The organism is Pseudocitrobacter sp. 73 (assembly GCF_008369545.1).
Taxonomy (GTDB): Bacteria; Pseudomonadota; Gammaproteobacteria; order Enterobacterales; family Enterobacteriaceae; genus Pseudocitrobacter; species Pseudocitrobacter vendiensis.
Map to the genome: position 1 here is coordinate 295,867 of NZ_VTZO01000006.1, position 12,574 is coordinate 308,440.

At 54.3% G+C, this 12,574-nt stretch carries 13 protein-coding genes; 6 read left to right on the forward strand and 7 right to left on the reverse strand.

Annotated elements, in window-relative coordinates; translation table 11 throughout:
* Positions 1–51: 51 nt before the first annotated feature.
* Together F0Q32_RS06415 and F0Q32_RS06420 are read left to right on the forward strand one after the other, a co-directional pair.
* On the forward strand, positions 52–1,059 hold the full coding sequence (locus tag F0Q32_RS06415; RefSeq protein ID WP_149462421.1) for a zinc-binding alcohol dehydrogenase family protein: 1,008 nt from the start codon (positions 52–54) through the stop codon (positions 1,057–1,059).
* 130 nt (positions 1,060–1,189) lie between these two features.
* Positions 1,190–1,504 (forward strand): RcnB family protein, encoded by a 315-nt coding sequence (locus F0Q32_RS06420; RefSeq protein WP_149462422.1) that lies wholly within the window; start codon positions 1,190–1,192, stop codon positions 1,502–1,504.
* A 42-nt stretch (positions 1,505–1,546) separates the two neighbouring features.
* Here F0Q32_RS06420 and apbC read toward each other — a convergent pair whose 3' ends face one another.
* Entirely contained in the window at positions 1,547–2,656 is a 1,110-nt protein-coding gene (gene apbC, locus F0Q32_RS06425) for an iron-sulfur cluster carrier protein ApbC (RefSeq protein ID WP_149462423.1), read from the reverse strand.
* A gap of 135 nt (positions 2,657–2,791) precedes the next feature.
* Here apbC and metG point away from each other — a divergent pair, with 135 nt between their 5' ends.
* Together metG and F0Q32_RS06435 are read left to right on the forward strand one after the other, a co-directional pair.
* Positions 2,792–4,825, forward strand: a complete 2,034-nt coding sequence (gene metG, locus F0Q32_RS06430; protein ID WP_149462424.1) for a methionine--tRNA ligase — start codon at positions 2,792–2,794, stop codon at positions 4,823–4,825.
* A 262-nt stretch (positions 4,826–5,087) separates the two neighbouring features.
* Entirely contained in the window at positions 5,088–5,600 is a 513-nt protein-coding gene (locus tag F0Q32_RS06435; protein ID WP_188016839.1) for a YehR family lipoprotein, read from the forward strand.
* An 85-nt stretch (positions 5,601–5,685) separates the two neighbouring features.
* Here the strand turns inward: F0Q32_RS06435 and F0Q32_RS06440 are convergent, their stop codons facing one another.
* Genes F0Q32_RS06440 through F0Q32_RS06450 form a run of 3 tightly spaced genes read right to left on the reverse strand, consistent with a single transcriptional unit; the run spans position 5,686 to position 8,603 of the window.
* Positions 5,686–6,156 carry a DUF1456 family protein gene (locus tag F0Q32_RS06440; RefSeq protein ID WP_149462426.1) on the reverse strand — a complete coding sequence of 157 codons (471 nt, stop codon included), beginning with the start codon at positions 6,154–6,156 and terminating at the stop codon, positions 5,686–5,688.
* A 45-nt stretch (positions 6,157–6,201) separates the two neighbouring features.
* Positions 6,202–6,921, reverse strand: coding sequence for a two-component system response regulator BtsR (gene btsR, locus F0Q32_RS06445; protein WP_149462427.1), 720 nt, complete (start codon positions 6,919–6,921; stop codon positions 6,202–6,204).
* Positions 6,918–8,603, reverse strand: a complete 1,686-nt coding sequence (locus F0Q32_RS06450) for a sensor histidine kinase (RefSeq protein ID WP_149462428.1) — start codon at positions 8,601–8,603, stop codon at positions 6,918–6,920. Before F0Q32_RS06450 ends, btsR begins: the two co-directional genes overlap by 4 nt.
* A 210-nt stretch (positions 8,604–8,813) precedes the next feature.
* Here F0Q32_RS06450 and F0Q32_RS06455 point away from each other — a divergent pair, with 210 nt between their 5' ends.
* Complete coding sequence (locus F0Q32_RS06455) at positions 8,814–9,545, forward strand: MerR family transcriptional regulator (RefSeq protein WP_149462429.1); 732 nt, start codon at positions 8,814–8,816, stop codon at positions 9,543–9,545.
* A 59-nt stretch (positions 9,546–9,604) separates the two neighbouring features.
* A complete protein-coding gene (locus F0Q32_RS06460; RefSeq protein ID WP_015963773.1) occupies positions 9,605–9,718 on the forward strand; it encodes a protein YohO in 114 nt (37 codons plus the stop codon).
* Here the strand turns inward: F0Q32_RS06460 and F0Q32_RS06465 are convergent.
* From F0Q32_RS06465 to F0Q32_RS06475, 3 genes are read right to left on the reverse strand one after another with little or no spacing between them, the layout of a single operon-like run.
* Positions 9,693–10,430 carry an ABC transporter permease gene (locus F0Q32_RS06465; RefSeq protein WP_149462430.1) on the reverse strand — a complete coding sequence of 246 codons (738 nt, stop codon included), beginning with the start codon at positions 10,428–10,430 and terminating at the stop codon, positions 9,693–9,695. The two genes, F0Q32_RS06460 and F0Q32_RS06465, sit on opposite strands and share 26 nt — an antisense overlap.
* Positions 10,414–11,361, reverse strand: coding sequence for an ABC transporter ATP-binding protein (locus tag F0Q32_RS06470; protein WP_149462431.1), 948 nt, complete (start codon positions 11,359–11,361; stop codon positions 10,414–10,416). The genes F0Q32_RS06465 and F0Q32_RS06470 overlap by 17 nt, the downstream gene beginning before the upstream one ends.
* Positions 11,354–12,514 (reverse strand): ABC transporter permease, encoded by a 1,161-nt coding sequence (locus F0Q32_RS06475; protein WP_149462432.1) that lies wholly within the window; start codon positions 12,512–12,514, stop codon positions 11,354–11,356. Before F0Q32_RS06475 ends, F0Q32_RS06470 begins: the two co-directional genes overlap by 8 nt.
* Between the last annotated feature and the right edge of the window lie 60 nt (positions 12,515–12,574).

The following is a 12,574-nucleotide window of genomic DNA, read 5'->3' on the forward strand; positions in this document are numbered from 1 at the left end:
ATCATTGGATAGTATCATTCTTACTGTTTACCCAACATCACAGAGGTGGTTATGAAGGCAATTGCGATTACTCAGGCGGCTGGCGCGCACGGCAACATTGATGCATTAGAAGAAATTACCCTGCCCGTCCCGGTGGCGGCAGGCCATGATTTGCTGGTAGAAGTGAAAGCCATCTCCGTTAACCCGGTCGATACCAAAGTGCGTGCCGGGTTTAGCGGCGACACGCCGCGTGTGCTGGGCTGGGATGCTGTCGGTGTGGTGAAATCCGTTGGTGAAGCCGTCACTCTGTTTAAAACTGGCGACGAAGTCTGGTATGCGGGGGCGTTAACTCGTCCCGGCAGTAACAGCGAATTCCAGCTGGTCGATGAGCGAATTGTCGCGCTCAAGCCACGTTCGCTGGATAACATTTCTGCTGCCGCCCTGCCGTTGACCTCCATCACTGCGTGGGAACTGTTGTTCGACCGTTTAGGCATTCAGGAAAACGGAAATGAAGGCGACGTACTGCTGATTGTCGGTGCTGCGGGCGGTGTCGGTTCCATCCTGACCCAACTGGCGCGCAAGCTTACTAAAATGACGGTGATCGGCACCGCATCGCGCCCTGAAACGCAGAAATGGGTAGCGGACGCCGGGGCTCATTACGTTATCGACCACAGCAAACCGATCGCCGAAGAACTGATCCGCCTCGGTATCCCCGCAGTGACGCATGTCGCCAGCCTGACGCACACGGATAAGCACTATTTACAGTTGATTGAAGCGCTCGCCCCACAGGGGAAACTGGCTCTAATTGACGATCCTGAAACCCTGGATGCGCGTCCGTTAAAAACCAAAAGCATCTCGCTGCACTGGGAATTTATGTATACCCGTTCGATGTTTGAAACGCCGGATATGATTGCCCAGCATCAGTTACTGACCCGCGTGGCCTCGCTGATTGATGACGGCGTAATCAAAACCACGCTGGGCGAGAAGTTAGGTGCGATTAGCGCCGAGAATATTCGTCAGGCACATCGCCAGCTTGAGACCGGTAAAACGATGGGTAAACTGGTACTGGAAGGCTTTTAAGGCCGAGCTGTTACATTTTTTACGAAAAAACTCATTCTGTGATACAAAAGAACGTCGATCTGCCTGTCAATTTTAAGAGAAAAAGGCAGACTCTACACCCTTGAGCATTCTGGTTATCGTTGGAGAAAGAATGGGTAAATATAAATTATGGCTTCTGGCTGGCCTGATGGCCGCCGGAACCGCCTTCGCCGCTCCAGGTACGGGCATTCAGAAGTATGAACTGAAAGAGTTTGTCGCGGATTTCACCCACTTTAACATCGGGGACGCCGTTCCGGAGATGTACCGTACTGACCAGTACAACATCAAACAGTGGCAGCAGCGTAACCTGCCCGCGCCAGACGCGGGAACGCACTGGACCTACATGGGCGGTAACTACGTGCTGATTTCTGACACGGACGGGAAAATCAGTAAAGTTTACGACGGCGAAATCTTCTATCACCGTTAATGAAAGGGGCGCATAACCCGCCAGGGTTATGCGCCTGATCGCTTATACCGCGCGGAAGGCAATTTCGCCGGGGATCACTTCACCCTGCCAGTAAAGTTGGGCAGCAGTTAAATCCGCCAGTCGACGATAAATCAGGGTAAATTCGCTATCCGGACGATTCACCACCGTTGGTGTGCCTTTATCCAGATCTTCACGCAGGCTGATGTGCAGCGGCATCTGACCCAGCAACTGGGTATGGTATTTCTCCGCCAGTTTCTCTGCGCCGCCGGTACCGAAGATAGGTTCGTGGTGACCACACTGGCTGCAAATATGCATGCTCATGTTTTCAACGATGCCCAGCACCGGCACTTCTACTTTCTCAAACATCACGATGCCTTTTTTGGCGTCAATCAGCGCGATGTCCTGCGGCGTAGTGACCACTACCGCGCCGGTGACCGGAATGTTCTGTGCCAGCGTCAGCTGAATGTCACCGGTACCCGGCGGCATATCCAGCACCAGATAATCGAGATCCGGCCATAAGGTTTCCTGCAACATCTGCATCAGCGCCTTGCTGGCCATGGGGCCACGCCAGACCATCGCGTTATCATCGGTGACCAGATAACCAATAGAGTTCGTTGCCAGACCGTGAGCCATTATCGGCGCCATATGGGTGCCGTCTGGTGAAGTCGGACGCTGATTTTCCGCGCCGAGCATGGTCGGAATTGACGGGCCGTAGATGTCAGCATCGAGAATACCGACTTTCGCCCCTTCGGCTGCCAGCGCCAGCGCCAGGTTAACGGCTGTAGACGATTTCCCGACTCCGCCTTTACCAGAACTGACGGCAATGATGTTTTTCACACCATTCACGCCCGGCTGGTTTTTAACGCGCTTCAGCGTGGCGATATTGTGGGTCAGTTTCCAGTCAATGGCATTCGCACCGGTAATACGAAGCAGGTCAGCACTGCATTGCTCTTTCAGTTCTTCAAACGCGCTGTTCCAGACAAACGGCATTTGCAGCTCAATGTGCACGGTGCCATCCAGCAGCGCCACATGATGTAACGCCTTCAGCGTGGTGAGATTATGCTTCAATGTTGGGTGCTGAAAATTAGCCAGCGTCCCGGCAACCATCGCGCGCAGGCGCTCGGGGGATGTGGCCTGGGATTGAGAACTCATCCCGACTCCTTTGTTCTTGTGAGTAAAACTTCGTTGAACAAGTTTACCTGAAAGACCGCGGTTTGTGCTTACTTAATAATGCCCCTTTTGGTAATATCGAAAACCCTTTTCACTACATAAGAAGTAATGTTCATTATGACTCAAGTCGCGAAGAAAATTCTGGTAACGTGCGCTCTGCCGTACGCCAACGGCTCAATCCACCTCGGCCACATGCTGGAGCATATCCAGGCTGATGTCTGGGTCCGTTACCAGCGAATGCGCGGCCACCAGGTAAACTTCATCTGCGCGGACGATGCACATGGCACGCCGATCATGCTGAAAGCTCAGCAGCTCGGGATTACCCCGGAGCAGATGATTGCCGAAATGAGTCAGGAACATCAGACCGATTTTGCTGGCTTCAACATTAGCTACGACAACTACCACTCGACGCACAGCGACGAAAACCGCGAGCTGTCGGAGCTTATCTATGGTCGCCTGAAAGAGAACGGTTTTATCAAAAACCGCACCATCTCTCAGCTTTACGATCCGGAAAAAGGCATGTTCCTGCCGGACCGTTTTGTGAAAGGCACCTGCCCGAAATGTAAATCACCGGACCAGTACGGCGATAACTGCGAAGTGTGCGGCGCGACCTACAGCCCAACCGAGCTTATCGAGCCGAAATCGGTGGTTTCCGGTACGACGCCGGTGATGCGTGAATCGGAACACTTCTTCTTTGATCTGCCTTCCTTCAGCGAGATGCTGCAGGCATGGACCCGCAGCGGCGCGTTGCAGGAGCAAGTGGCGAACAAAATGCAGGAGTGGTTTGAATCCGGCCTGCAACAGTGGGATATCTCACGTGATGCGCCATACTTCGGCTTCGAAATTCCGAACGCGCCGGGCAAATATTTCTACGTCTGGCTGGATGCGCCAATCGGCTACATGGGTTCTTTCAAAAACCTGTGTGATAAACGCGGTGACACCACAAGCTTTGATGACTACTGGAAGAAAGACTCCGATGCCGAACTGTATCACTTCATCGGTAAAGATATCGTCTACTTCCACAGCCTGTTCTGGCCTGCCATGCTGGAAGGCAGTAACTTCCGTAAACCCACTAACCTGTTCGTGCACGGTTATGTAACGGTGAACGGTGCGAAGATGTCAAAATCGCGCGGCACCTTCATTAAAGCCAGCACCTGGCTGAACCACTTTGATGCCGATAGCCTGCGCTACTATTACACCGCCAAGCTCTCTTCACGCATCGATGATATTGACCTCAACCTGGAAGACTTCATCCAGCGCGTGAACGCCGATATCGTCAACAAGGTGGTTAACCTGGCATCGCGTAACGCCGGCTTTATCAACAAGCGTTTCGATGGCGTGCTGTCTGCTGAACTGGCCGATCCTGAACTGTATAAAACCTTCACCGACGCGGCTGCCGCGATTGGCGAAGCCTGGGATAGCCGCGAGTTTGGTAAAGCGATTCGTGAAATCATGGCACTGGCTGACGTGGCAAACCGCTACGTTGACGAACAGGCACCGTGGGTGGTCGCGAAACAGGAAGGCCGCGATGCCGATCTTCAGGCTATTTGTACCATGGGGCTGAACATGTTCCGTGTACTGATGACCTGGCTGAAACCGGTACTGCCTTCACTGACCGAACGTGCTGAAGCGTTCCTCAACACCACGCTGGAATGGGATGCCATCGCCCAGCCGCTGCTGTCGCACAAGGTGAACACCTTCAAAGCGCTCTACAACCGCATCGAAACCAAACAGGTTGAAGCGCTGGTTGAAGCGTCGAAAGAAGAAGTGAAAGCCGCTGCGGCACCGGTCACCGGCCCGCTGGCGGACGATCCGATTCAGGAAACCATCACCTTTGACGATTTCGCCAAAGTGGATATGCGCGTGGCGCTGATTGAAAACGCCGAGTTCGTTGACGGCTCTGACAAACTGCTGCGCCTGACGCTGGATCTCGGCGGCGAGAAACGCAATGTCTTCTCCGGCATTCGTTCCGCATACCCGGAACCTGAAGCCCTCATTGGCCGCCTGACGGTAATGGTCGCTAACCTGGCACCGCGTAAAATGCGCTTCGGCATCTCTGAAGGAATGGTGATGGCTGCAGGCCCTGGCGGGAAAGATATCTTCCTGTTAAGCCCGGACAACGGTGCAAAACCGGGTCAGCAGGTAAAATAACCTTTCGTATAAAGCGCGGTTTGTTCTTGCCGGATGCGGCGTAAACGCCTTATCCGGCCTACAAAAGGTTGCAAATTCAATATATTGCATAAACCTTGTAGGCCTGATAAGCACAGCGCATCAGGCAATGACGCGTTTATCAATCGTCTCAGCGCTGCTCCGGCAGCGCTTTTTTTTATGAATTCTGAAAAAATGCCATACTGCTATGCTTTTTTCTTTTAGCCTATATGATAATAATTTGCATTTGCTAAAAGGAACTCTCATGCGCAAACTCCGCCCTACTCTTACACTTATCACCCTCTGCCTTGCGGGTAGCCTGTTTGGCTGCGACAACAAAGACACACCCAAAGAGCCGCAGACCTATGTGCAGAGCATTGCCGCCAGTAACACGCCGGAGGAAAAAGCCACGTTTTTTAATGCCGCAAATGGCGTTGAGGTGAAAGTGACCTATTACTACAAAGGGGATGTCGTCCTTCGCCAGGACGTTCACAACAAAATGACTTACGCCAGCGCAGGCGTGAGCAATAAAGAAGAAGCACAGCGGCGATTTGAACAGATCAGTAACGCGTACAAAAACGCGGCAGGTGTCACGGAGACCATTGATTACCAGGACGATTATGTTACAGAGAACATCGTCGTTGATTACACCAAAGCGAATATCGGCGAGCTGTGTAAGCTCCCGGGTACATCAATGACCGATTGCAATGCGCAGTATCTGTCAATGCTGTTGTCCGAGAAGATGGTGTTAAAACAGGGGTTTAAGAAGCAGGAGTAGGCAGGAAACGGTATCCACAATTTTATCGATTATTCGACTCAAAACATGAGTCGAATAATCGCCGTAATCACCTCAGCAAGCGTAATCAGCTTTTCGCCGCGTGCTCACGTACTGCCAGACCGCGCAGGAAATAGCGCAGGAACTGGTCGCCACATTCGCGGAAGTTTTTATGATCCGGCGCGCGCATCATGGCGGTGATTTCCGGCATCGAGACGCGGAATTTCTGCTCGGTCAGAATAGCGAGGATATCATCCGTTTTCAGGGAAAACGCAATACGCAGCTTTTTGAGCATGATGTTGTTGTTTACCCGACGTTCAACCGCCAGTGCGGGCGCAGATTCATCGCGACCGCGTTTTTCGTAAATCAGCCCGTTCAGGAAGCAGGACAGCATAATATCCGGGCAGCGTACAAACCCCTCTTCATCTTCTTTGCGCAACCAGGGTGCCAGCTGCTCGGCGGTGACCACGGTGTCGCCCAGCGCAAAAATACGCAGCAGATCTTGATTGTTCATTTTCAGGATGTAGCGCACGCTACGTAAAATATCGTTACTGACCATAGTGCCTTCGGTAATGAAAAATGCGGTCGGTTAGTTTAACACGATTTACAGTCCCAACGCCTCTTTCAGGCTTTTTAAGTAGCGTCGGCTGACCGGTACGGTTTGCCCGTTGCGCAGCAACAGTTCGGCCTGGCCATTGTCCTCCAGGCGAATCTCCTGCAGATGCGCCATGTTAACAAGATACTGTCGATGGCAGCGCAGTAACGGCGTGCGTTGCTCAAGCGTTCTTAACGTCAGCTCGGTGAACCCTTCTTTCCCTTCGTGATTGGTGACGTAAACACCGCTCATTCGGCTGCTGACAAACGCCACATCATCCATTTGCAACAGCCAGATACGGCTATGCCCGGAGCAGGGAATAAACTTCAACGCTTCCTGATTCTCGGTGAGCGCGGAGACATCCTGCACATTACGTTCCTGCCGCAAACGCGCGAGGGTTTTCTCCAGACGTTTCTCTTCGATCGGTTTAAGCAGGTAATCAAACGCATGCTCTTCAAAAGCCTTGACCGCGTACTCGTCAAACGCGGTCAGAAAAACGATGTATGGACGATGTTCCGGGTCGAGCATACCGACCATCTCCAGCCCGCTGATGCGCGGCATCTGGATATCAAGGAACAGTACGTCGGGATGAAGCTTATGCACCGCGCCAATCGCTTCCACGGCGTTACCGCACTCGCCGACAATCTCGACATCCGGCTGCGCCTGCAACAGCACCCGCAGATTCTCCCGCGCCAACGGTTCATCATCGACAATCAGCACTTTAATCATGCGTTCTCCTCCAGTGGCAGCCTTAGGGTGATACGGGTGAAAATATCGGGTTCGCAGGTTACGTTGATCCCGCAGTCATCACCAAAACGCGTGCGCAGGCGCTTATCCACCAGGCTCATGCCCAGCCCACTGGCCTGCGCATCCGGTTGATACAGCCCGGCGTTATCTTCAATCGCCAGCAAGAGGTGTTGCCCGTCACGGCTGGCGTTGATACGAATTTCACCCATGCTCAACAACTGCGATGTGCCGTGCTTGATAGCATTCTCAACAATCGGTTGCAGCGTGAAGGCCGGAAGCCGGACATGCGCCAGCTCTTCGGGGACATGCAGTTGAACCTGTAAATTTTCCTGGAAACGCGCTTTCTCAATTTGCAGATAGGCATTCACATGCTCAATTTCATCGGCCAGCGTCACAATCTCCGACGGGCGTTTAAGGTTCTTACGGAAAAAGGTCGAGAGATATTGCACCAGCTGGCTTGCCTGTTCGCTGTCGCGGCGAATCACTGCTTTCAGGGTGTTAAGCGCGTTAAACAGGAAGTGCGGGTTCACCTGCGCATGCAGCAGTTTAATTTCCGACTGGGTGAGCAGCGCTTTTTGCCGCTCATACTGCCCTGCCAGAATTTGCGCCGACAGCAGTTGGGCGATCCCCTCGCCCAGGGTGCGGTTGATCGAGCTGAACAGGCGATTTTTGGCTTCATACAGTTTAATGGTGCCAATAATACGCTGGTTTTCGCCGCGCAGTGGGATCACCAGCGTTGAGCCGAGCTTACACTGTGGGTGAATCGAGCAGCGATACGGCACTTCGTTACCGTCGGCATACACCACCTCGCCGGTTTCAATCGCTTTTTGGGTATAACTGGAAGAGATAGGCTTACCGGGAAGATGGTGATCCTCCCCTATCCCGGTAAAGGCCAACAGGCGCTCACGATCGGTAATTGCCACCGCGCCAATATCCAGTTCCTGGATCAACACTTGCGCCACCTTCATGCTGTTCTCTTCGTTAAACCCCTGACGCAAAATCCCTTCCGTCGATGCCGCCACTTTCAGCGCTGTGGCGGAAAATGCCGAGGTGTATTTTTCAAACATCGCACGCTTGTCGAGCAGAATACGCATAAACAGCGCTGCCCCGACGGTGTTGGTCACCATCATCGGCGCGGCAATGCTTTGCACGAGATGAAAGGCGTCCTGGAACGGACGCGCAATCAGTAAAATGATCAGCATCTGCACCAGTTCGGCGAAGAAGGTGATCGCCCCGGCGGTCCACGGGCTAAAGACTTTATCTGGTCGGCCTCGCTTCACCAGCATGCTGTGTACCAGCCCGCCCAGAAGGCCTTCTACGATGGTAGAAATCATACAGCTCAGCGCTGTCATGCCGCCCATGGAGTAGCGATGCAACCCTCCGGTTAGCCCCACTAATCCCCCTACCACCGGCCCGCCAAGCAGGCCGCCCATCACGGCGCCAATGGCGCGTGTGTTAGCGATAGAGTCTTCAATATGCAGGCCAAAATAGGTACCGAGGATGCAGAAAATTGAGAAGGTCACGTAGCACAGCAGTTTATGCGGCAGGCGCACGGTCACCTGCATGAGCGGGATGAACAGGCGCGTTTTGCTCATCAGCCACGCTATGACCAGAAACACACACATCTGCTGAAGCAGCAGCAACACCAGATCAAATTCGTACATACCCGAAAACCACAAGACCCATGAAGCTGCGTAACATACACCGAGTGAACATAACTTTCTTTGAAGCTATGCAAAAAAAGCTGAAATAGCGGCCAGAATCACATTTTTAATCTATCCGTCGGTTAAGTAATGGCTAAAAAACCATCACCACAGGGCAAGGAGGAAAACCCGACCTACAGTTAAAAGGATATATTCATCCAGGGAGTTATCATGGCGTGGTATACGATTGGCGAGGTGGCGCAGCTGTGTGACATCAACCCGGTGACGCTCCGCGCGTGGCAGCGTCGCTATGATCTGCTTAAGCCCCAGCGTACCGACGGCGGGCACCGTTTGTTCACCGAGTCCGATATTGAACGCATCCGCGAAATTAAACGCTGGGTGGATACGGGCGTGCAGGTCAGTAAAGTCAAAAAGCTGTTGATTGATGGCAGTAAGGAGCAGCAACAGGACTGGCGGGAGCGCCAGGAGGAAGTGCTGCGCTATCTGCAAAGCGGACGCATCGATCGGTTACGCCAGTGGCTGAAAGAGAGCACGCGTCACTATCCGGCACGCACGCTGGTGAATCAACTCATCACCCCATTGCGCCAGCGTCTGGCCGGTTCGCAATCGACGTTCTGCGCCATGCTGGGTATTCTCGATGGCGTGCTGATCAATACTATTGCGCTCATACTGGCCGCATCGCGTAAAAAACCAGGGCAGGATGCATTGGTGGTCGGCTGGAACGTTAACGATATTACGCCATTATGGCTTGAGGGGTGGGTCGCCTGCGAACAGGGTTGGCGGGTTGACGTGCTGGCGCATTCTCTGCCGCAGCTGCAACCGGGCCTTTTTCCGGAACAGACGCTGCTGGTGTGGTGCGGCGCCGTTTCCGCGCCGCAGCAGACCTTGCAGATTCAGCGCTGGCAGGAACAGGGCTACGCGATTCGTTTATGTACAAATTAATGGTTCATTAACAAGCATGCTTCGCAGTATAATCCTTTAATTAACATAAGGAGCACACTATGAAGCCAGCTAAACTTGCCGTCGTGGCGCTATTTCTGTTCATGGCCGTCAGCGGAATTGGCGGCGTGATGCTCGCCGGCTACTCATTTATTGTTCGCGGCGGTATCGGCTAAGCCTGCGGCTCAGACGTTCAAACGCGCGGTCAACGATGACTGCCGCCAGCGCCACCAGTACCGCACCCTGCAATACATAGGCGGTGTTAAAACCGCTTAGCCCAATGATAATCGGCGTACCCAACGTGTTAGCGCCGACGGTCGAGGCGATTGTTGCCGTGCCGATGTTAATAATGACCGACGTGCGAATACCCGCCAGCATCACCGGCGCGGCCAACGGGAGTTCAACTTTCAGCAGCCGCTGAATACTGCTCATCCCCATCCCTTGCGCTACGCTGCTTACCCCGGTGGGAACGGATGCCAGCCCGGCAAGCGTGCCCTGAAGAATCGGTAAAACCCCGTAGAGAATTAATGCGATAATCGCTGGCTGCTGGCCAAAACCCATCACTGGAACGGCAATCGCCAGTACCGCAACGGGCGGGAATGTTTGCCCCATTGCGGCAATGGTCTCGACCAGCGGGCGAAACTCTTTGCCCGCGTCACGCGTCACCGCAATGCCTGCGCCGGTGCCCAACACAATCGCTACCAGGCTTGAGACGCCCACCAGCCAGAAGTGCGCCAACGTCAACGAGGCGAAGCTTTCCTGCTGATAGAGGGGGCGTGACTGTTCCGGGAATAGCGCATGAAAAAAGGGCTCGCTGTGCGGCAAACCGAGTAAGAGCGCAAGGAAAAACAGCACCAGCCAGAGCAAAGGGTCACGCAGAAATCTCACCGTCGCCCTCCTCGCGCAGCAGATCTGCGAAGTGCAGCGCACCGCAAATCTCATCGTTTTCATCCATCACAGGAAGCACCAGACGCCGCTGTGCCACAAACTGTGATAACGCTTCTCGCAGCGACATGGATATCCGCAAAGCTTCACCCGGCACCCGTTCGCCGCGACGCTGATAATCCCCGACCTGACGCAGCGAAAGCAGACGTACGCCCAGCTCGCTTTGGCCAAAGAAGGTTCGTACAAACGCATTGGCTGGCTGCGTGAGCATCTCCAGCGGCGTACCCTGCTGTACGACTTCGCCGTTATCCATCAAAATCAGATGGTCCGCCAGGCGCAGGGCTTCATCGATATCGTGGGTCACCAGTACAATCGTGCGCCCCAGTAACTGGTGGATGCGACGCATCTCCTGCTGGAGAGCGCCACGCGTCACCGGGTCCAGCGCGCCGAAGGGTTCATCCATCAGCAACACTTCCGGATCTGCCGCCAGCGCGCGTGCTACGCCGACGCGTTGCTGCTGCCCCCCGGAAAGCTGATGTGGATAGCGATCGCGTAGCCCGGATTCAAGCCCCAGCAACGCCATCAGCTCATCAATACGCGCCTGAGTACGCGCTTTCGGCCACTTCAACAGCTGCGGCACAGTGGCGATGTTCTGCGCCACCGTCCAGTGAGGAAACAGGCCGATAGACTGGATGGCATAGCCCATTCGCCGCCGCAGCGCCAGCAGCGGCTGCTGGCGAATATCTTCACCGGCGAAACGGATGGTGCCGCTATCGTGGGCTTCCAGGCGATTAATCATCTTCAGGGTGGTCGATTTCCCGGAGCCGGACGTACCAATCAGCACGGTGAAGGCGCCCTCTTTGACATGCAGAGTGAGATCTTTTACCGCTGCCCGGTCGCCAAAATATTTACTGACCTGCTGAAACTCAATCACCCTGCTCTCCTTTCACTAACGCGATGCACAAACTAAACAGCGCATCGGTAATAACCGCTAATGCCACCACCGGGATAACGCCCAGTAACACGAGATCCAGCGCACTACTGAGCAGCCCCTGAAAGACCAGCGCGCCGAAACCGCCCGCGCCGATCAACGCTGCCACCACCGCCATGCCGACCGTTTGCACCGCGACCACCCGCAGGCTGCGTAATAAAACCGGCAATGCCAGTGGAAACTGCACCTGCCAGAAACGCTGCCCACGCCCCATGCCCATTGCCCGAGCGCTTTCCAGCACATCCTCTGGCACCTGCTGCATACCCGCTACCACGCCGCGAACCAGCGGCAGCAGCGCGTAGAGCACCAGTGCAATTAATGCAGGCGTCAGCCCGGTTCCCGCAACGCCAAGACGCGCAAGCCACGGAAACTGTTGCGCGAGACCGGCCAGCGGCGCAATAAGCAGACCAAACAGGGCCACAGAGGGAATGGTTTGAATGATATTCAGGATGGCAAAGACTTTGGTCTGGCGCGCCGGGTGACGCCAGCACCACAGCCCTAAAGGAATGCCAATCAGCAGGCCGGGCAGCAGTGTGCCGAATAACAGTACCAGATGCTGCGAAAACGCATTATTAAATACATCCTGGCGATTGGCATACTCTTTTAACAAAGAGAGGTGGTCAAGCTGCCCCATCCACAGTAGCACTATCGGCAGTAGCCAAATCTGTATTTGCAGAATCCAGCGCCAGAGCGTGCTGAGTGTTAACCGGCGTAATGTGTCACTACAAATAAGTAACGTCAGCAACATCCAAAGCCAGAGCCCGCTTCCGGGTGAAGTTCGCGCAAGGGAACTTCCCGTTGACGCAAGAGAGCTTGCCGCTTCTCCAGCGGCCCATACCAGCAGAGTGAATAGCGCCTGCCCCAACACAAAGCTTGAGATAACTGCCCCTCGCCCAGGGATAAAACTCAGGACAAACAGCAGCAGGGGGAAAGCAAACAACCATAGTGGTCGAAACCCGTCAGTCTGCCACAGCGCAAGGGATTCCCCTGAAACAAGACGGTTAGGTGCGTAGTTAACGAAAGGTAGCAGAACAGCCACTGTTATCAGCACAACAAGCAGAAACTGAACGCGGTTGTGGCAAAAAGGTGATGTCATTGAAGAGGTCATATCCTTTTGTGGGTGCCAGGCAACGCCTTTTTGGGCAGCAGTCGCTCC